This window comes from Micromonospora haikouensis, assembly GCF_900091595.1.
Lineage (GTDB): Bacteria > Actinomycetota > Actinomycetes > Mycobacteriales > Micromonosporaceae > Micromonospora > Micromonospora haikouensis.
The window spans coordinates 283,003-300,696 of the sequence record NZ_FMCW01000002.1 but is presented as its reverse complement, the minus strand read 5'-3'; the positions used below and the strand labels follow the sequence as shown (position 1 = coordinate 300,696).

Annotated in this window: 19 protein-coding genes, 1 tRNA gene and 1 pseudogene; 8 read left to right on the top strand and 13 right to left on the bottom strand. The window is 74.3% G+C overall.

The window, feature by feature from the left end; translation table 11 throughout:
• The first annotated feature begins 6 nt into the window (after window positions 1-6).
• Entirely contained in the window at window positions 7-879 is an 873-nt protein-coding gene (locus GA0070558_RS03070; RefSeq protein WP_091275368.1) for a carbohydrate kinase family protein, read from the top strand.
• Window positions 880-1,004: 125 nt separating this feature from the next.
• Here GA0070558_RS03070 and GA0070558_RS03065 read toward each other — a convergent pair whose 3' ends face one another.
• Complete coding sequence (locus GA0070558_RS03065) at window positions 1,005-1,526, bottom strand: DinB family protein (RefSeq protein ID WP_091275365.1); 522 nt, start codon at window positions 1,524-1,526, stop codon at window positions 1,005-1,007.
• Between the two features lie 159 nt (window positions 1,527-1,685).
• On the opposite strand from GA0070558_RS03065, the gene GA0070558_RS03060 reads away from it, so the two are divergent.
• Window positions 1,686-1,892, top strand: coding sequence for a DUF8847 domain-containing protein (locus GA0070558_RS03060; protein WP_043966998.1), 207 nt, complete (start codon window positions 1,686-1,688; stop codon window positions 1,890-1,892).
• A gap of 67 nt (window positions 1,893-1,959) precedes the next feature.
• Here the strand turns inward: GA0070558_RS03060 and GA0070558_RS03055 are convergent, their stop codons facing one another.
• From GA0070558_RS03055 to GA0070558_RS34805, 3 genes are all read right to left on the bottom strand, one after another.
• On the bottom strand, window positions 1,960-3,111 hold the full coding sequence (locus GA0070558_RS03055) for a polysaccharide pyruvyl transferase family protein (RefSeq protein ID WP_091275361.1): 1,152 nt from the start codon (window positions 3,109-3,111) through the stop codon (window positions 1,960-1,962).
• Window positions 3,112-3,207: 96 nt separating this feature from the next.
• Window positions 3,208-3,687: a GNAT family N-acetyltransferase gene (locus tag GA0070558_RS03050; protein ID WP_091275357.1), complete on the bottom strand. Its 480-nt coding sequence runs from the start codon at window positions 3,685-3,687 to the stop codon at window positions 3,208-3,210.
• 64 nt (window positions 3,688-3,751) lie between these two features.
• Complete coding sequence (locus GA0070558_RS34805; protein WP_091275630.1) at window positions 3,752-4,351, bottom strand: TetR/AcrR family transcriptional regulator; 600 nt, start codon at window positions 4,349-4,351, stop codon at window positions 3,752-3,754.
• A gap of 66 nt (window positions 4,352-4,417) precedes the next feature.
• Here GA0070558_RS34805 and GA0070558_RS03040 point away from each other — a divergent pair.
• Window positions 4,418-4,996: pseudogene (locus tag GA0070558_RS03040) on the top strand (dihydrofolate reductase family protein); the annotation flags it as partial.
• A 91-nt stretch (window positions 4,997-5,087) separates the two neighbouring features.
• Here GA0070558_RS03040 and GA0070558_RS03035 read toward each other — a convergent pair.
• Window positions 5,088-5,885, bottom strand: coding sequence for an alpha/beta fold hydrolase (locus GA0070558_RS03035; RefSeq protein ID WP_091275348.1), 798 nt, complete (start codon window positions 5,883-5,885; stop codon window positions 5,088-5,090).
• 186 nt (window positions 5,886-6,071) lie between these two features.
• On the opposite strand from GA0070558_RS03035, the gene GA0070558_RS03030 reads away from it, so the two are divergent.
• Window positions 6,072-6,944, top strand: a complete 873-nt coding sequence (locus tag GA0070558_RS03030; RefSeq protein ID WP_141722155.1) for a hypothetical protein — start codon at window positions 6,072-6,074, stop codon at window positions 6,942-6,944.
• A gap of 147 nt (window positions 6,945-7,091) precedes the next feature.
• Complete coding sequence (locus tag GA0070558_RS03025; RefSeq protein WP_077938892.1) at window positions 7,092-7,424, top strand: DUF6204 family protein; 333 nt, start codon at window positions 7,092-7,094, stop codon at window positions 7,422-7,424.
• Between the two features lie 44 nt (window positions 7,425-7,468).
• Here the strand turns inward: GA0070558_RS03025 and GA0070558_RS03020 are convergent, their stop codons facing one another.
• Window positions 7,469-8,323 (bottom strand): alpha/beta fold hydrolase, encoded by an 855-nt coding sequence (locus GA0070558_RS03020; protein WP_091275339.1) that lies wholly within the window; start codon window positions 8,321-8,323, stop codon window positions 7,469-7,471.
• A 49-nt stretch (window positions 8,324-8,372) separates the two neighbouring features.
• Here GA0070558_RS03020 and GA0070558_RS03015 point away from each other — a divergent pair, with 49 nt between their 5' ends.
• Entirely contained in the window at window positions 8,373-9,041 is a 669-nt protein-coding gene (locus tag GA0070558_RS03015) for a TetR/AcrR family transcriptional regulator (protein ID WP_091275336.1), read from the top strand.
• Between the two features lie 146 nt (window positions 9,042-9,187).
• Window positions 9,188-10,387, top strand: a complete 1,200-nt coding sequence (locus tag GA0070558_RS03010; RefSeq protein ID WP_091275331.1) for a pectate lyase — start codon at window positions 9,188-9,190, stop codon at window positions 10,385-10,387.
• A 59-nt stretch (window positions 10,388-10,446) separates the two neighbouring features.
• Here GA0070558_RS03010 and GA0070558_RS03005 read toward each other — a convergent pair.
• The 5 genes from GA0070558_RS03005 to GA0070558_RS02985 form a co-directional block, all read right to left on the bottom strand.
• Window positions 10,447-10,518 (bottom strand) — tRNA-Val (locus tag GA0070558_RS03005).
• An 82-nt stretch (window positions 10,519-10,600) separates the two neighbouring features.
• Window positions 10,601-11,068 carry a peroxiredoxin gene (locus GA0070558_RS03000; RefSeq protein WP_077938888.1) on the bottom strand — a complete coding sequence of 156 codons (468 nt, stop codon included), beginning with the start codon at window positions 11,066-11,068 and terminating at the stop codon, window positions 10,601-10,603.
• Between the two features lie 102 nt (window positions 11,069-11,170).
• The gene (locus GA0070558_RS02995; RefSeq protein WP_043966983.1) at window positions 11,171-11,608 is read right to left on the bottom strand and encodes a DUF3052 domain-containing protein; all 438 of its coding nucleotides are present in this window, start codon (window positions 11,606-11,608) and stop codon (window positions 11,171-11,173) included.
• 112 nt (window positions 11,609-11,720) lie between these two features.
• Window positions 11,721-14,291, bottom strand: coding sequence for a transketolase C-terminal domain-containing protein (locus GA0070558_RS02990; protein WP_091275327.1), 2,571 nt, complete (start codon window positions 14,289-14,291; stop codon window positions 11,721-11,723).
• Between the two features lie 79 nt (window positions 14,292-14,370).
• The gene (locus tag GA0070558_RS02985; RefSeq protein ID WP_091275323.1) at window positions 14,371-14,853 is read right to left on the bottom strand and encodes a MarR family winged helix-turn-helix transcriptional regulator; all 483 of its coding nucleotides are present in this window, start codon (window positions 14,851-14,853) and stop codon (window positions 14,371-14,373) included.
• 191 nt (window positions 14,854-15,044) lie between these two features.
• On the opposite strand from GA0070558_RS02985, the gene GA0070558_RS02980 reads away from it, so the two are divergent.
• A complete protein-coding gene (locus GA0070558_RS02980) occupies window positions 15,045-16,688 on the top strand; it encodes an alkaline phosphatase D family protein (protein WP_091275319.1) in 1,644 nt (547 codons plus the stop codon).
• Between the two features lie 65 nt (window positions 16,689-16,753).
• On the opposite strand, the gene GA0070558_RS02975 is transcribed toward GA0070558_RS02980, so the two are convergent.
• Together GA0070558_RS02975 and GA0070558_RS02970 are read right to left on the bottom strand one after the other, a co-directional pair.
• On the bottom strand, window positions 16,754-17,158 hold the full coding sequence (locus tag GA0070558_RS02975; protein WP_176734070.1) for a secondary thiamine-phosphate synthase enzyme YjbQ: 405 nt from the start codon (window positions 17,156-17,158) through the stop codon (window positions 16,754-16,756).
• Window positions 17,159-17,250: 92 nt separating this feature from the next.
• Window positions 17,251-17,571, bottom strand: coding sequence for a hypothetical protein (locus GA0070558_RS02970; RefSeq protein ID WP_077938883.1), 321 nt, complete (start codon window positions 17,569-17,571; stop codon window positions 17,251-17,253).
• Window positions 17,572-17,694: the final 123 nt, after the last annotated feature.

The window sequence follows — 17,694 nt, the reverse complement described above, 5'->3', positions numbered from 1 at the left end:
CGGGGGATGTTCGACCTGCTGGTGCTCGGAGGGCTGGGAGTGGATCTGCGGGTACGTGTGCCGCAGCTCCCCCTGCCGGCCGCCGACTCGCTCACCGTGCCCCCGATCGACCTGCGGATCGGCAACACCGGGGCGGGGGTGGCGCTGGCCGCCCGCGCACTGGGGCTGCGGGTCGCGGTCGTCGACGTGCTCGGCGCCGACCCGGCCGGCGAGGTGGTGCGCCGGGCGCTGGAGCGGGCCGGGGTGCACGCCGAGCTGGTCGTCGACCCCGGCGGCACCCGCCGGTCGGTGAACCTGGTCGACCCCGCCGGCCGGCGGATGTCGCTCTACGACCCCCGCCCGTGGCAGGGGCCGCCGCCGTTTACGCCGCAGCGGTTGGCCGCGCTCGCCCGGGACGCGGCGCACGTCCACGTCTCGATCATGGACTGGGTGCCGCCCCTGCTGCCCGGCCTGCGCGCCGGGCTGCCCGCCGGGGTGGGCCTCTCCACCGACCTGCACGACTGGGACGGCGATAACCCTTATCACCGGCCGTTCGCCGAGGTCGCCGACCTGGTCTTCGTCAGCGGGGTGCGGCTGGGCGACCGGGCCGGGGCGCTCGCCGCCGCCCTCGCTCCCCGGACGACGGCGGTCACCCGGGGCGCGGACGGGGCGGAGCTGTTCGCGGGCGGGGCCCCGCCCGTACGGGTGCCGGCCGCCGTCGCACCCGCGCCGGTGGTGGACACCAACGGCGCCGGGGACGCCTTCGCGGCCGGCCTGGTCGCGGCCCGGCTGCGCGGCGCGGGGCTGGCCGACGCGGCGGCGTACGCGGCCCGGGTGGCCGCCGCGGCCTGCGCCCACGACGGCATGGAGTACCCGCCGGGGCTGCTGCCGGCCCGGTGAACGCAGCGGCGGCAGCCCCGGCGAGCGGGGCGGGCGGCGAGCGGGGCGGGCGGTGAACGGGGCGGGCAGTGAACGGGGCGGGCAGTGAACGGGGCGGGCCGGTTCGCCGCCGGGGCCGCTCGTGGTCAGATCGCGCCGGTGGAGCCGTCGGTCAGCTCGCGCAGGATGTCGGCGTGCCCGGCGTGCCGGGCCGTCTCCTCGATCATGTGCGTCAGGATCCAGCGCAGGGAGACCTCGCCGAGCTGCGGCTGCGGCACCACGTGGTCGAGGTCGAAGCGCGCCGCGACCTCCCGGGACCGGGCGCACGCCCGCTCGTAGCCGGCCACCAGGGACTCGATGGTGTCGGATCCGTCGAGGGTGAAGCTGTCCGCCGCATCCGCCTCGCCGGTGACGTGGACGTCGCCCGGCCCGGGGGCGAGCAGGGCCGGGAACCAGTTCCGCTCCACCAGCGTCAGGTGCTTCACCAGGCCGGCGAGGGTGGTGCGGGAGGGCACCAGCCGGCGACGCGCGTCGGCGTCGGAGAGCCCGGCCACCTTGCGCAGCACGATGCCCCGGTGGAAGTCGAGGAAGGATTCGAGCACCGCGCGCTCGTCGCCGGTGCGCGCCAACACGGGGCCGAGGGTCGGGTCGATCTTGATCTCCGCCATCCCCGCACGCTACTTGTCCGATTCTGGTCGCGCTGCCCCGCACGGCGGCCCCGCCGGGCGTAGATCTTGGTACGAAAGTGCCCCCAGGGGGGCCGAAAATCACCAAGATCTCCGGGTGACGGCCCTGCGGGGCGTCCGGTGCCGGGGCAGGATGGCCCCATGGCAGCAACGGCAGAGATCCCGCTGACGGGCGGCAGCGCCGACGGGCAGACGGTCAGGGTGGAGCTCGACAGCAACGGCCGACCGCCGCTGACCCACCACCACCTCGGCGGGCACGGGCTGGCCGAGGCCGAGATCTACGAGTTGGAGTCGACCGTCGGCGGGGATCAGGGGTGGCTCTACCGCTGGCGGGGGCCAGCCGTCTGACCGCCATCCGCCACCGCGGCGGTGGGGTAAGGCCGCCCCCGACGCGCTTCACGCCACCCGGCGCAGGTCAGGACGCCCCGGCGCGGGTCAGGGTCCGCGACCGCAGGCTCGCCAGCACCGCGCCCGTGACCTGGGAGGTCCCCCGGGCCTGGTCGCAGACCTCCGCCACCCGGCGGGCGGTCTCCGCGGCCCGCGCGTGCCGCTCGTCCCACAGGCGGTCGACCTCGGCCAGCAGCGGCCCCTCGACCTCGCGTTCCACGCCGCGCAGCGCGGGCACGCCGAGCCGCTGGGCGAGGTCGAAGACCTTCCCGGCGTACGGCAGGGGCAGGAACGGGGTGCCGACCATCGCCGAGAAGATCAGGAAGTGCAGTCGCATGCCGACGGCGAGGTCGAAGTGCCGCATCAGCCCCAGCACCTGCCGGGGCGAGTAGTCGCCGTGCAGGATGCGGCCCCGGTCGGCGGCGGTCATGTGCGACATCACGCCGTGCGAGTGCCGGATGTCGTCGCGTTCCATCGGCACGAAGAGCACGTGCGCGTCGATCCGGTGGATGAGGAAGTCGGCGATCTGCGCGATCAGCCGGTGGTAGCCGTCGACGTCGAGCCGCTCGGCGGCCCGGCCCGGCTCCCGCACGCTGAGCCCCACCAGCCGCTTGCCGTTCGGCACGCCCTCCTCGCGCAGCAGGTGCGCGGGGAACTCCTCCGGCTCCAGCAGGAACGCGGGGTCGGCGGTCACCGTGATCGGGTTGAGCAGCCCGGCCTCCTCCAGCACCATCCGGGACTCCTGGTCCCGCACGGTGACCTCGGTGGCGCCGGCCAGGGTCTCCCGCACCATGCCGGTGTCCACCCCGTCGCTGAGCGGGCCCACCCCGACCGCGTACGTGAGCAGGGGCAGCCCCCGCTCCTGGGCGACCCGCACGACGCGCAGGTAGCGGCGGGCCTCCCGGTCGTACAGGATGCCGCCGCCGCCGAGGATCAGCAGGTCCAGCTCGGCCAGCACCTCGGCCGAGTCGACCCGGCTCACCCCCTCCCACGGCACGGCCTCGACGTCGGGGTGCGCCTGGGCGGTGTGCGCCGGATTGCGGGAGAAGACGATGATCCGTGCGTCGGGCTCGTGTGAGCGCAGGTCGGCCAGCAGGCCGCTCAGGATCGCCTCGTCGCCGAGGTTGCGACCGCCGTACGAGCCCAGCACGCCGATCGTCGGTGCGGTGCGGTCCCTCATTGGCCTCGCTCCTCCCCGCAGGATGCGCGTTCCGGGTGGGTTTCCCGCTGTTCGCGGGGGCACACGTCCCGGGTCGGGGCGGCGGGGACGGGGCGGTCAGCCCGGCGGCGGCAGCGGCTTGACCATCTGCTGGGCGGCGACGCGGAAGCCGAGGCTGTCGTAGAGCCGGATCGCCACGGTGTTGTGCCCGAACACGTTCAGCCCGAGCCGGTCGACGCCGAGCCGGGCGAGTTCGGCCTCGGCGAGCTGGATCATCCGCCGCGCGTGCCCCTGCCCCCGGTGGGCGGGATGCACCTCGATGTTGTGGATCCAGGCCATCGTGGGCCGGTCGGCGTCGGGCAGGGTGGTCCAGATCCAGCCGACCTCCTCGCCGTCGAGCAGGGCCACCCGCAGCAGGACGCCGGGGCTGGCCACCCCGTCGGGCAGCGACCGGCCGATCTGGGCCAGCGCCTCGGCCCGGGCCGCCTCCGGCGACAGTCCCCGGGCTTCGGCGAGGTTCTCGGCGTACGACAGTTCGAGCCCGACCCGCAGGCGGGCGAGCTGGTCGTCGGTCATCGGGGCCAGGGTGAGCGACACGCGACTCCTTCGGTTCTTCGGGACGGCCGGGGGCGCGTCGCCCGTCGCGCCCAGGCGGACGCCGTCAGTCGTGGGCGGCCCCGGTTCGCGGGGCGGCGCCGCCGACGAGGCGGGACACCAGGGCGGAAACCACCTCGTCGACGTCGAAGCCGGCGTCGATCGACGTGGTGAGCAGGTCGAGCAGCAACCCGTCCACCGCATAGTGGAGCAGGGCGATCTCGAACGCGCCACCCGGTAACCCGGCGGCGGCGTGGAACGCGACGTCGTCGGCGTACCCCCGGCGGAGCACCTCGGCCAGGCCCCGGCCCAGCTCGGGGTGGCGGGCCGCCTCCAGCCGCAGCTCGATCAGCGCCCGGGTGACGTACGGCTCGCGGGTGGTGCGTTCGACGATGTAGCGGACGTAGTCGGTGGTGAGGTCGATCGACGGGTCGCGGGCGGCGAGCCGGGCGAGGACGGCCTCGTCGGGGGCGTACCGCTCGAAGACCCGCTCGCCGAGCGCGCCGAGCAACGCCTCGCGGGTCGGGAAGTAGTTGGAGGCGGTGCCGGTGGGCACGCCCGCCTCGGCGTCGACGGCGCGGTGCGTGAGGCCCCGCGCCCCGGCGGCGGCGAGCACGCGCAGCCCGGCGTCGGCGAGCAGGGCGCGTCGTTGCGGGTTCCGGGCCATGCCGAACACCCTAGCAACAACCACGACAGGTGTAGTACGTTCCAACCACGACAGCAGTAGTGGTTGATGGGAGTCCCCTTGCGCAAGCTCGTGTACTACGTGGCCAGCACCCTCGACGGCTTCATCGCCGCCCCCGACGGGTCCTACGACTTCTTCCCCCTGGAACCGGACGTGGCCGCCCACCTCACCGCCGGATGGCCGCAGACCTTCCCCACGTTCAGCCACCCGCAGCTCGGCATCGACCGGCCCACCGGCCGCTTCGACGCGGTGCTGATGGGGCGTGCCACCTACGATCCGGCGCTGCGCGTCGGCGTCACCAGCCCGTACGCCCACCTGCGGCAGTACGTCTTCTCCCGGTCGCTGCCGCCGTCGGCCGACCCCGGGCTGGAGGTCGTCGCCGGCGACCCGGTGGCCTTCGTCCGCGAGCTGAAGGGGCGACCCGGGGGCGACATCTGGCTCTGCGGTGGCGGGGACCTCGCCGGGCAGCTCCTGCCCGAGGTGGACGAACTCGTCGTCAAGCTGCACCCGATCGTGGCCGGCAGCGGCATCCCGCTGGCCGCCCGGGGCTTCGCGGCGCACCGGTTCACGCTGACCGGCACGCGGTCGTTCGACAGCGGCCTGGTCCTCCTGCACTACGCCGCCGAGCCGGCCCCGTCGTCGGCGTCGACCGGCGCAGCGGACCCGGCGGCAGCGGACCGGGCGGGCGTCACTGCGGAGGGCGTCACTGCGGAGGGCGTCACTGCGGAGGGCGCGCCGGGGCGGTGAGGAACGGCAGCACGGCGGCCGGCAGCGCGGGCGAGTCGAGCATCTCGTAGTGGGTCAGCCCCGGCAGGACGGCCAGCCGCGACGCGGGACGGTCGCTGCCGTCCCAGCCGGCGTCGCGGTGGCCGCCGCCGAGCAGCCCGAAGAACTCCGCCACGTGGCTGGTCGGGACCGAGTCGGCGTCGGCGAAGACCAGCAGGGTCGGGTTGGCCAGGGCGGCGACCTGCGCCGACCAGTCGTAGTCGCGGCGCAGCAGCTCCCCCGTCTTCGCCCACAGCGCCGGCCAGTCCTGCGGGCGGGGGGCGATCCGGGCGTACAGCTCGTGCGGCGGGGTGCCCCGCATCCGCTCCCCCGTCGCCGCGTCCTGGGCCGCCATCGCGGCCAGCACCTGCGGATACCACCCCCCGCTGCGGCACGGCGCGGAGACCACCACGAGGCGGCGCACCAGCGCGGGATGCTGGATCGCCAGGCGCAGCGCCACCCCGCCGCCCAGCGAATAGCCCAGCACGTCGGCCTCGCCGAGGCCCAGGTGGCGGATCAGCGCGGCGACGTCGTCGGCCATCGACTCGAACCGCAGGGGACGGTCGACGTCGGCGGTGCGGCCGTGCCCCTGGAGGTCGACCGTCACCACCCGCCGCCGGCCGGCGAACGCCGGCAGGAGCGGGGCGAACGACTCCGCCGCGCCGTATCCCCCGTGCAGCAGCACCAGCGGGCGGCCCGAGCCGTGCGCCTCGTGCCACAGCCGCAGGCCGTTGACCTCCGTGTAGCTCACCCCGGGCACCTCCGGCTCCGTCGACCGTCCCGCTTCCGATCCAACCCCAGCGGTACGACGTTCCGGCCCGGAAACTTCTCCGGAGTTTTCTGTTGGCGGCCCGCCCCCTCGCCACTCCCACCGGTGTCAACGCACACACACCCTCGGCCGGATCGCCCGCCGAGCTTCTCTGAGAGGTCGAACAGCATGCGAGAAGGATCGAACCGGAGCCGGTGGACGCGTCGCACGACCGCCGTGGGCGGGGCGGCGCTGAGCGCGCTCGTGCTCGGCCAACTGGCCCTCACCGGGCCCGTGGCGGCGGTGCCCGGCCTGAGCATCAGGACGACGACCGGCCCCAGCAACTCCGTCGCGAAGTCGCAGAGCGCGACCTGCCCGACGGGCACCACGGTCATCGGCGGCGGCGGGGCGATCACCGGCTCCGGTCTCGGGCAGGTCGGCATGGACATCATGCTGCCGCTGGCCGGCGGAAGCGCGTACTCGGTGACCGGCCGCGAGGACGAGAACGGCGTCGCCGGCAACTGGGCGGTCACCGCGAGCACGCTGTGCGCCCCCGCCCCCAGCGGCCTGGTGACCGTCTCCGGCAGCTCCGCGCCCAGCTTCGGCACGTCCAACTGGTTCGAGAAGTCCTGCCCCGCCGGCAAGCACGCCATCGGGGTCGGCGGCGCGGTCGTCGGGGCGTCCAACAGCGAGGTGATCCTGGAGGACCTGCGCATCCAGCAGAACAGTGTCGTGGTGGCCGGCGTCGAGGACGGCACCGGCTTCGCCGGCAGCTGGTGGCTCGACGCCACCGCGATCTGCGCCGATCCGCTCCCCGGCGAGCAGCGCGTCGTCGACGACAGCTCCTACAGCTCCGCCGCCGTCCAGTCGGTGGTGGCCACCTGCCCGGCCGGGACCCGGGTGCACGGGGTCGGCGGCGAGATCCTCGGCGGCGAGGGCCAGGTGCGCCTGACCGAGATGCGGGCCACCTCCTCGACCGCGGTGACCGTCCGGGCCATGGAGGACGAGAACGGCTTCAGCAGCAACTGGAAGGTGCGCGCGTACGCGGTCTGCGCGAACTGACCCGCCCGCGGCGGGCCGCCGGTCTCACCCCCGGCGGCCCGCGCCGTCGCGGCGGCGGGCGTAAACCGCTTGCCGTACGCCGGGGGCGCGGCAAGATGACGGTGGAGTCGCCGCGTGACTTCGTCCACAAACCGGGGAGCATCAGCAATGGCGGACAAGGCGTATCAGGTCATCGTGCGCGGCAGGTTCGCGCCGCTCGACGCCGGGCAACGGGCCGCGCTGCTCGCCCGCGCCGACGAGCACGACGTGTTCGCGGCGCGGTTCACGGAGGAGGGCACGGTGACCTACGAACGCTCCCTGCTCGGGTTCACCTTCCGCTGCGTCGTCCGGGCCACGGCGGAGGACGCAGCGGAAGTGGTGACCGGCCGGGCGGAGGCGCTGGCCGCAGCCGCCGTGCGCGGGCTGGGCGCCGACCACGGCGACCTCACGTCGGTGGCGACGGACCTCGACAGCATCAAGGTCCGCCCCCGGGGACGCTGACAAGAACGACAGCGGGCCGGCTGCCTCTCGGCGCCCCGCCCGCCTTACGAGCCCGCCCGCTCCGAGGTCACCGGGGCGGTGAAGAACTCGGCGAGCGCGTCGACCAGGTGGCGCGGGGCACGGTTGAGCGCGTCGTGACCGGCGCGCGGCACCACCAGGGTGTGGGCGTGCGGCAGGGCTCCCGCCAGGGCCTCGTTGGTCGGACGGTAGTAGGGCGGCCCGGCCCCGCCGCAGGCCAGTAGCACCTCGGCGTCGACGCCGGCCCACTGCTCCGGCGGGCCGTCGTGGCGGAAGATCAGCGTCGTCTCGTCGAGAGTGGTGGGCAGCAGCTCGGCCATGGTGCGACCGATGGGCGTACGGATGAACAGCCGGCACATGGCGACCTGCAGGCCCAGCGGCAGGCGCGACGTGGCGGACTGGGTGTTGAGGCCGGCACCGGTGAGAGCCATGGCGCGGGCGAGGTCTCCGGCCCGCGCCGCGTCCCGGGCGGCCGGCAGCCACGCGGCCGGGAACAGGCCGTCGACCTGGACCGCCGCGTCGTAGAGGGCGAGCCGGCCGATCGGCAGGCGCCGCGCGGCGGCCCGCAGGGCGATGAAGCCGCCGCCGCTGTGGCCGATGACGTTGCGGGCCCCGGTGTGGGTCAGCAGCGCCGCGAGATCGTCGATGTCCTGCTCGCCGTCGTAGGGCTCGGCGCGCGCGGCCGCGTCGGCCCGCCCCCGGCGGTTGTAGAGGTGCACGGTGAGACGGTCGGCCAGCCGGATGGCCAGGCGTCGGTAGATCTCGATGGTGACACCGCCGCCGTGCACGACGACGATGCCCGGCCCAGCACCGATGGAGTGGAGCACGATCCCGGCCCCGTCGGCTGCGGGCACCCGTTGCACGGTCCAACCCTGTTCCACGTCACCCTCCCCTAAACCGCGAACGGCGTTCGCAGTTTAGAGTGTAGCGGTGACCTCATCCGCCGAACCAGTGCGGCCGTCGATCTGGTCCCGCCCGGCCCGGGGCACGCGGGGCCCGGCACCGACGCACACCCGGGACGAGATCGTGGCCGCCGCGATCGCGATGGCGGACGCCGACGGCCTCGGCGCGGTCTCGATGCGGGCCGTCGCCACCGCGCTCGACACCGGCGCCGGATCGCTCTACCGCTACCTGACCTCCCGCGACGACCTGCTCGACCTGATGGCCGACCGGGCGGCGGGAGAGCTGCGCCCCTACCCGGAGGCCACCGGCGACTGGCTGGACGCGATGCTGCACATCGCCCGCCGGCAGCTGGAGCTGCACCGCAGGCACCGGTGGCTGGTGGAGATCCTGCCCCGGCCGACCGCCTTCGGCCCGGAGAGCCTGGCCTTCTTCGACCACTGCCTGGGGGCCCTGCGGCCGGTGCCGGCCGCGACCACCACCAAGTTCGAGGCGATCGCGATGACGACCGGCGTGGTGTCGCTCTTCGCGCGCAGCGAAGCCGCCGGCCCACCGGCCCGCTTCGACGGGATCGACCTGGCGGCGTTCCCCAACCTGGCCTCCGCCCTCACCGCGCCGCAGGCGCCACCGGCGCAGCGCGATCTGTTCGAGGCGACCGTGCGCGGCGTCCTGCGCGGACTGCTCGGCGACGCCGGGTGAGACCCGAGGGGCAGCCCGGAGGCTGAGCCGGGGCGCAGCGGGCCGCCGGTCCGTCGCCGACTGGCTTGCCGCGCCATCGATAAAGCCCTATGGTTACTGGAAAGCGCTTTCCGTAACAGGGTGTTCATGATTGAAAGGCGGATCAGATGAAACGCAAAGTCGCTACCCGGTGGCTGGCCGGCGGTGCCACTGCGGTCGCAGGTGCCGTCGCCGCGCTGGCGCTGCAGGTCCCCCACGCCTCGGCCGCCACGAACCTGAGCATCGGCGCCGGCGCCGACGGCTCCAGCAAGGCCAGTGGCACCAGCTACGGCAACGTCATCGACGGCAACACCAGCACCTTCTGGTCGCCGAGCAGCTCCACCGGCACGATCTCGGTCAAGTGGGGCGGCGCCACCACGGTGTCCTCGGCCGTCATCGTGCAGGCCTCGGGCGGCGGCTCGATCAGCGGCTGGCAGCTCAAGAACCACGACACGGGCGCCGTCCTGGCCAGCGGCAGCAGCGCCCCGAGCACCATCAACTTCTCCTCGACGTCGCTGAAGAAGCTCTCCTTCGTCATCACCAGCGCGTCCGGCGCCCCGCGGATCGCCGAGTTCGAGACGTACTCCGGCGGCGGGTCGACCCCGACCACCAGCCCCACCAGCGGTCCGACGTCCGGCCCGACCAGCAACCCGGGCGCGCCGACCGGCGCGTGGCCGTCGTCGGCCGGCTCGGTGAGCATCTCGGGCACGGTCAACGTCTCCGGCACCTTCGACGGCGGGATGAAGACCTACTGCTGCATCGGTGACGGCGGGCAGGGCGAGTCGCAGGACCCGATGTTCAAGATCGCCAACGGCGGCACGCTGCAGAACGTCATCCTCGGTTCGCCCGCCGGCGACGGCGTGCACTGCGAGGGCACCTGCACGCTGCGCAACGTGTGGTGGAACGACATCGGTGAGGACGCCGCCACCTTCAAGCAGACCAACGGCGGCACCTCCTACGTCATCGGTGGCGGCGCGCGCAGCGGCAGCGACAAGACCTTCCAGCACAACGGCAACGGCACGGTCAACATCTCCGGCTTCTACCTCAAGGGGTCCGGCAAGCTGTACCGCGGCTGCGGCAACTGCACCACCTCGTACACCCGCCACGTGCGTATCGACAACGTCCTCGTCGACGACATCGACATGCTGGCCGGCATCAACAGCAACTGGAACGACACCGCGACGATCACCCGCGTGGTCGTCATCGGCTCGGCCACCATCTGCGGCAAGTACCAGGGTGTGCCCAAGGGCAGCGAACCCAGCTACCTCGGTGAGGGCTGGAACGACGCCAACTGCAAGGTCAACAGAAGTGACGTCACCTTCCGGTAGTCACTGCCAGCGGCCGGGGTCTCGATCTTCGGAAGAGTTTCCGCGCTGGTGGTGATGGGTGGGCGCGGCAGGTTTCGAACCTGCGACCCCTCGCTTGTAAGGCGAGTGCTCTCCCACTGAGCTACGCGCCCCGAACGCCCGCACGGCGGGCCGGAGTCCGGCAAGCTTACCCTGCCGACTCCGGCCCGCCGCGCCGGTGTGCCCGTGGTGGGATCAGGCGGCGACGGCGTCGGCCAGCGCCTTGCGCCAGCCCTGCTGGTCGCGTGCCTCGCCCGGCATGTTCATCTCGGCGAACCGGACGGCGCCGGCCTTGTCGATCACGAACGTGCCCCGGTTGGCGATGCCCGCGACGTCGTTGAAGACGCCGTACGCCTGGGCGACCGCACCGTGCGGCCAGAAGTCGGCCAGCAGCGGGAACTGGTAGCCCTCCTTCTCGGCCCAGATCTTGTGGGCGTAGACCGAGTCCACGCTCACGGTGAGCACCTGGACGTCGTCGTTGACGTACTCGTTGAGGTTGTCCCGCACCTCGCACAGCTCGCCCTGGCAGATGCCGGTGAAGGCGAGCGGGTAGAAGACCAGCAGCACGGTGCGCTTGCCGCGGAAGTCCGACAACCGGACCTCCTGGTTGTTCTGGTCCTTGAGCACGAAGTCCGGCGCCTCGGCGCCAACCTCGATCGGCATGCGAGCTCCTTGGGTCGATTCTGGAGGTGGCATCAGCCTGCCACACCCGAGGGCCGGGGCCACCGAGTGTGGCCGGCCCCACGGGCGGGGGGGCAGGTTCGGCTACTTCTTGGCCTTGGCGCCCCGGCGCAGCACGAGGCGGGCACCGCTCCAGTCCCGGCCGGCGTTGACCGTGGACGTCTGTTGCAGGCCCGCGGTGGGCGCGGACTCCGCGATCTCGCTCGGCTCGACGTGGCCCTCCCGCCCGGCCTTGGGGGTCAGCAGCCACACGACGCCGTTGTCGGCCAGCGGGCCGAGGGCGTCGACGAGCAGCTCGAAGAGGTCACCGTCGCCGTCGCGGTACCAGACCAGCACCGCGTCGACCACCTCGTCGGTGTCCTCGTCGACCAGCTCTCCACAGCGGTCGGTCAGGGCGTCCCGGAGATCCTGGTCGACGTCCTCGTCGTACCCCATCTCCATGACGACCATCCCCGGCTCGATACCGAACCGGTCCGCCAGGCTGCGTACCCCGTCGGCGGCCTGACCAGCGGTCGCGCTCACTGTCGCGTGCCTCCTCATCTCGTCCCTGCTCGCGGCGTCGCGGTGACGCCGTCAGGCAAAGTCCACACACTCGCGGCCCCCCGCGCAAGTGGCGCACCGGGTGGAACGGAATTTACCGTGCCAGCAGCGTACGGGCACCCTGGGTGATGGCATCCTCGGTGACCAGCACCGCACGCGCTGCCGGACCTAATGGTACAAACGAGTCAACTGAGGCCACCCGGCGTGCGGCACCGACGAACCCGCCGTCGACCAGCGCCGCGAGCACCCCCTCGCCGACCCCGCCGGAGCGGCGGGTCTCGTCCACGACCAGCACCCGGCCAGTCACCGACGCCTCCCGGACGATGTCCGCGACCGGCAGCGGGGCGATCCAGCGCAGGTCGACGACGCGGCTGCCGATCCCCTCGTCGGCGAGGGTGGCGGCCGCGCGCAGCGACATCGGCACCCCGTTACCGAACGTGACGATCGTGACGTCCTCGGCGGAGCCGACGCCGTACACCCGGGCCCGGCCGACCGGCGCGTGGCCGGCGGCCCACGCGCCCGGCCCGGCGTAGTCGGCCAGCCATTCGCCGTCGCCCTCCGTGTAGAGGTCGCGGGTGTGGTAGAGCGCGATCGGCTCCACCAGCACGCAGACGCTGCCGTCGACGGCCGCGCTCGCCAGGCAGGTACGCACCATCGCGGCGGCGTCGTCCGGCCGCGCCGGCACCGCGATCACCAGCCCGGGCACGTCCCGCAGCACGGCCAGGGAGTTGTCGTTGTGGAAGTGCCCGCCGAAGCCCTCCTGGTACGCCAGCCCCGGCACCCGCACCACCATCGGGTTGCGGAACGCCCCCGAGGAGAAGAACCGCATCGTCGCCGCCTCGCCGCGCAGCTGGTCCTCGGCGTTGTGCAGGTACGCCAGGTACTGGATCTCCGGCACCGGCAGCAGCCCGGCCAGCCCGGCGCCCAGCCCGAGCCCGAGGATCGACGTCTCGTCGAGCAGCGTGTCGAAGACCCGGGCCGCGCCGTACCGGTCGCGCAGGCCCTTCGTCACCCCGTACACCCCGCCCCTGGCGGCGACGTCCTCGCCGAAGACGACCATCCCGGGGTGGTCGAGCATACCGTCGGCGAGGGCGGCGTTGATGCTCTGCGCCAGGGTGAGCGGGCCGGCCGCCTCGGGCAGCCGGCCGCCCAACACGTCCGCGCGGGCCGCCGCGCCGGGCCCGCCGGCCCGGGTCGCCGCGTCGGCGACCGCGCGGGCCACCCGGGCCGGGCGGCGGGGCGCGGTCTCGGCGACCACCTCGGCCGCGGAGGCGAGTTTCGGTTCGCCGAGCACCTCCTCGGCGATGCGGCGTACCTGCCAGCCGCGCTCGTCGTAGCGGGCCAGCAGCTCGTCGGTCGTGGCGACGCCCGCCGCCACGAGCAGCCGGGCGGTGGCCAGCAGCGGGTCCCGGTCCAGGTCCGCGGCGATCTCGCCGGAGCTGCGGTACGCGGCCTCGGCGTCCGCGCCGGCGTGCCCCATCAGCCGTACGGTGCTCAGGTGCAGCACGGCCGGCCGCCGGTGCCGGCGCACCCAGCCGGCCGCCTCCACGGCCGCCTCGTACGCCTGCACGGGGTCGGTGCCGTCGGCGGAGAAGTAGCGGATGCCCGGCTTGGACCGCAGGGTCGCCTCCACCCAGCCCTTCGGGGACCGGACGCTGATGCCGAGCCCGTTGTCCTCGCAGACGAAGAGCACCGGGATGCGCAGGCCGGTGTGGTCGTACCAGCCGGCGGTGTTGAACGCGGCGGTGGCGCTGGCGTGGTTGACCGAGGCGTCGCCGAACGAGCAGACCACGATGGCGTCCGGCGGCCACGGCGAGCGGGGCGGCTGCCCGACGTCGCCGAGCGGGTCCGCGCCGGCCCGCCGCCCGGCCGGGTCGCGGCGGCGCAGCCGTTCCAGGGCCAGCCCCGCGCCGACCGCCCGGGGCAGGTGCGAGGCGATGGTGGAGGTGGTCGGGACGATCGCGAGGTCGGCCCGGCCGAAGACCTTGTGCCGGCCCCCGGCGATCGGCTCCCGGGCCGAGGCGACCATCCCGCGCAGCACGTCCCGGGCGGCACCGGCGTACGCGTCCGCCCGCCCGGCCGCACCGTCGCGGCCCGCCGCCGGCCCGCCGGCCGTGCCGTCCGCGGCCTCGCCACCTGTCCCCGCCTCCGCCCCGGCCTCGACCTCGGCCGGGGTCCCGGCCGCGGGCGGCGTTCCCTCCGCGTCGGACGGCGTGGGTTCCGCCTCGGGCCCCGCGGGTGCCGCCTCGGGCGGCGCGGCCTGCGCCCCGGGCGTCGGCGCGTCGGTCTCCCCCTCCGGCCCGGGGAAGGCGACCTCCCCGGCGGCCTGGGCGGCGCGGAGGCAGTAGAACGCGCCCGAACGGTAGTGCAGCAGGGCCGGGTCGCCGGGGCGCAGCGCGGCGGCGACCGCGGCGTTGCCCTCGTGGCCGGCGGAGCCGATGGTGTAGAAGCCCTCGCCGAAGCTGCGCAGCCACCGCCCGGCGAGGTCCAGCTGCCGGCTGGTGACCTGGGCGTCGAAGAGGTCCAGCAGTTGCGCCCCGGTCAGCGGCGCGCCGTCGTGGACCCGCTCGGCCGGGTCACGTCGCCGGGGTGCGGCGGCGAGCCCGGCGAGGGCCTCCCGGAACCGGTCGTCGAGATCTTGCGGGGTGGTCACGTCCGACAGCATTACCGACGCGGCGGCCGGTCGCCCACTCAGACACGTCCGCCCGGGGCGGGTCACCGTCGCCGCCGGCCCCGGCGGCGCGTCACCGCGAGGCGCGCTCCCCTGGGCAGTCGCCGTCGGCGACCTTCCACACCAGCTCGTGCAGGGTGGCCAGCTCGGTGTCGGTGAGCCCGGCGAGGAGTCGGGAGTCCGACATCACCCGCTCGACGCGGTCGCGCATCCGCCGGCCCGCCTCGGTGACCACGAGGGTCTTCTGCCGCCGGTCGGTCGGGTCGGCCCGGCGCTCCACGAGGCCCGCCTGCTCCAGCTTGTCGACCAGGGTGGTGACGTTGGAACGGTCGCAGCGCAGCTGGTCGGCCAGGTCGCGGGCCGGCAGCGGGCGGTCCGGGTCCAGCACGTGCAGCGCCCGGGCGACGGCCGGGGTCAGGCCCAGCCCGGCCACCCCGGCCTCCTGCCGGTGCCGGATGGCCGAGGCGACGTGCATGATCCGGCGTACGGCGGCACCGGCCAGGTCGACGCGGCCACCCGAGGGAGGCCCCGCCTCGGTGGGGATGCGCTGCGCCATGCCGCAATCGTACGCCCAGCGCAACTGTTGACCACCTCCATCAGTTTGGCCGCCCGACCGCCCGGCGGGTGTTAACAGGGGGCCCTTGTTCGACAAAAGGCGATAACAAGGGGCCCTTCCTTTCACCTCACGGCCATCGGCGGGCGCGACGCTCCCCGGAGTCGAACAACACGGACTCTGGGGAGGAAACCGTGACACTGTCCCGACGTACGATCCTGCTCTCCGGCGCGGCGGTCGGCGCGGTGGCCGGGCTGCCCGTGGCGGCCGGCGCGGCGGCGGCCCGCCCGCTGCGGCAGGACCCGTTCACCCTCGGGGTGGCCTCCGGCGACCCGGACCACGAGGGTTTCGTGCTGTGGACGCGGCTGGCCCCGCAGCCCCTCGCGGAGGACGGCCTGGGCGGCATGCCGGCGCGGCCGGTGGCGGTGACCTGGGAGGTCGCCGCCGACGAGGGGCTGCGGCACGTGGTGCGGCGCGGCATGGCGCAGGCCCGACCCGAGTCGGCGCACAGCGTGCACGTGGAGCTGGGCGGGCTGCTGCCGGGCCGGGAGTACTTCTACCGGTTCCGGGCCGAGGGGTACGCGTCCCCGGTCGGGCGCACCCGCACCGCGCCGGCGCCGGGGACCCTGCCGTCGGCCCTGGCGATGGGCTTCGTCTCCTGCTCGCAGTACGAGCACGGGTACTTCACCGCGTACCGGCGGCTGGCCGAGACCGAGCCGGAGCTGATCCTGCACCTGGGCGACTACCAGTACGAGTACGAGAAGGGCACGTACACGGTGCCGGGCGGGAACCCGCGCGACCACGAGGGCCCGGAGACCCGGACGCTGGCGAACTACCGGCAGCGGCACGCCCAGTACAAGACCGACACCGACCTGCAGGTGGCGCACGCGGTAGCCCCCTGGGTGGTGGTCTTCGACGACCACGAGGTGGAGAACAACTGGGCCGACGAGGTGCCGGAGGCCCCCGACCCGGACTTCCTCGCCCGGCGGGCGGCGGCGTTCCAGGCGTACTACGAGAACATGCCGCTGCGGCGGACCTCGCTGCCGCGCGGCATCGACATGCAGTTGTACCGGCGGGTGCGCTGGGGCCGGCTGGCCACGTTCCACATGCTCGACACCCGGCAGTACCGCGACGACCAGGCGTGCGGCGACGGATACAAGGAGTGCGCCGCGGCGGCCGACCCGGCCCGGTCGATCACGGGGGCGGAGCAGGAGGCGTGGCTGCTCGACGGGTTCCGCCGCTCCGACGCGCGCTGGGACATCCTGGGCCAGCAGGTCTTCTTCGCGCAGCGGGACAACAACTCGGGGCCGCTCACGGTCACCAGCATGGACGCCTGGGACGGGTACGTGGCCTCCCGGGACCGGATCACCCGGGGCTGGCTGGCCGCCGGGGTGCGCAACCCGGTGGTGCTCACCGGCGACGTGCACGCCCACTGGGCCAGCGACCTCAAGCTCGACTACGCCGACCCCACGTCGCGCACGGTCGGCAGCGAGCTGGTCTGCTCCTCGGTCACGTCGACCGGCGACGGCGCGGACTCGCCGACGGGCTCCCACCCGTGGTTCGCGTTCAACCCGCACCTGCGCTTCCAGAACAACCTCCGGGGGTACGTCCGCACGACGATCACCCCGGCGCAGCTGGCGGCCGACTTCGACGTGGTGCCGTACGTGAGCCGGCCGGACGCCCCGGCGTACACCCGGGCGACGTTCGTGATCGAGGACCGGGTGGCGGGCCTGCACCAGACGTACGACCGGCCGCCGGCACCGGCCGCGCGCACCGCCCCGGGGGCCGGGGCGGACCTGGGCCGGCAGACGGTGGAGGCGGAGACCCTGCGGCCCTGACCGGGCGGCCGGCGCGGGCCGACGCGCGGTCAGCGGCCGGCGCGCGGTCAGCGGCCGGCGCGCGGTCAGCCGGGCAGGAACGAGAAGCGGACCTTGCGGGTGGGGTTGTCGCCGTTGGTGTCGACCAGGCAGATGGACTGCCAGGTGCCGAGCGCGAGCCGCCCGTCGATCACCGGCAGGGTCGCGTACGGCGGGACGAGGCCGGGCAGCACGTGGTCGCGCCCGTGGCCGGGCGAGCCGTGCCGGTGCCGCCAGCGGTCGTCGGTGGGCAGCAGGTCGTCCAGCGCCCGGAGCAGGTCGTCGTCGGAGCCGGCCCCGGTCTCGATGACGGCGAGCCCGGCGGTGGCGTGCGGCACGAAGACGTGCAGCAGGCCGTCGCCGGCGCCGGAGACGAACCGTTCCGCCTCGGCGGTGATGTCCCGGACGGTCGGTCGGGAGCCGGTCTGGACGGTGATCACCTCGGTGCGCATACGGCGCATTCTGCCGCCGGAACCCGGGGCCTGTCAGCCGGGACCCGGGTCGCGGCCGGGCTTTCGTCAGCCGGGAGCCGGCCGGGCCTGCCTCAGCCGGGACCCGGGTCGCCGGACCAGCCGGTGCCGGCGTCGCCGGCGTGGAAGTCGGCACCGGGCTGGCCCGCGCCCGCGCCGTACGCGCCGGAGCCGTACGAGGCGGCGGGGTCGCCGGTGGTGGTGGCGTAGCCGTAGCGGGCGCTCCGGCCGCCGGTGCGGTTGAGCAGCACCAGGCCCGCGGCGAGCAGGGCCAGGCCGAGCAGCCCCACGGGGGCGGCGTCGAGTCGGCCGCCGGCGAGGCCGAGCACCGACAGCAGCAGGGTGAGCGCTCCGGCCAGCACGAGTGCGCTCGCCACGGCTCGCAGCATCGTCATGGGTCGACGGTAGGAGATGGCCGCAAGCAGCCATAAGTTACCGACGGGTACCTGTGTTGAGCGTCGCGTCTGGGGGAGGCAGACGTGACGAAAACCGTCGGTAGAAGGCAGGATGAACGTCTA

Excerpts from the sequence above, each read along its gene's own strand:
- GA0070558_RS03055 (WP_091275361.1), bottom strand. The coding sequence starts at position 3,111 with ATGAGGGACCGCACCGCACCGACGATCGGCGTGCTGGGCTCGTACGGC.
- GA0070558_RS03000 (WP_077938888.1), bottom strand. The coding sequence starts at position 11,068 with ATGCCGATCGAGGTTGGCGCCGAGGCGCCGGACTTCGTGCTCAAGGAC.
- GA0070558_RS34805 (WP_091275630.1), bottom strand. The coding sequence starts at position 4,351 with ATGGCCCGGAACCCGCAACGACGCGCCCTGCTCGCCGACGCCGGGCTG.
- GA0070558_RS03010 (WP_091275331.1), top strand. The coding sequence starts at position 9,188 with ATGAAACGCAAAGTCGCTACCCGGTGGCTGGCCGGCGGTGCCACTGCG.
- GA0070558_RS03025 (WP_077938892.1), top strand. The coding sequence starts at position 7,092 with ATGGCGGACAAGGCGTATCAGGTCATCGTGCGCGGCAGGTTCGCGCCG.
- GA0070558_RS03065 (WP_091275365.1), bottom strand. The coding sequence starts at position 1,526 with ATGGCGGAGATCAAGATCGACCCGACCCTCGGCCCCGTGTTGGCGCGC.
- GA0070558_RS03060 (WP_043966998.1), top strand. The coding sequence starts at position 1,686 with ATGGCAGCAACGGCAGAGATCCCGCTGACGGGCGGCAGCGCCGACGGG.
- GA0070558_RS02975 (WP_176734070.1), bottom strand. The coding sequence starts at position 17,158 with ATGCGCACCGAGGTGATCACCGTCCAGACCGGCTCCCGACCGACCGTC.
- GA0070558_RS02970 (WP_077938883.1), bottom strand. The coding sequence starts at position 17,571 with ATGACGATGCTGCGAGCCGTGGCGAGCGCACTCGTGCTGGCCGGAGCG.
- GA0070558_RS03030 (WP_141722155.1), top strand. The coding sequence starts at position 6,072 with ATGCGAGAAGGATCGAACCGGAGCCGGTGGACGCGTCGCACGACCGCC.
- GA0070558_RS02985 (WP_091275323.1), bottom strand. The coding sequence starts at position 14,853 with ATGGCGCAGCGCATCCCCACCGAGGCGGGGCCTCCCTCGGGTGGCCGC.
- GA0070558_RS02990 (WP_091275327.1), bottom strand. The coding sequence starts at position 14,291 with ATGCTGTCGGACGTGACCACCCCGCAAGATCTCGACGACCGGTTCCGG.
- GA0070558_RS03070 (WP_091275368.1), top strand. The coding sequence starts at position 7 with ATGTTCGACCTGCTGGTGCTCGGAGGGCTGGGAGTGGATCTGCGGGTA.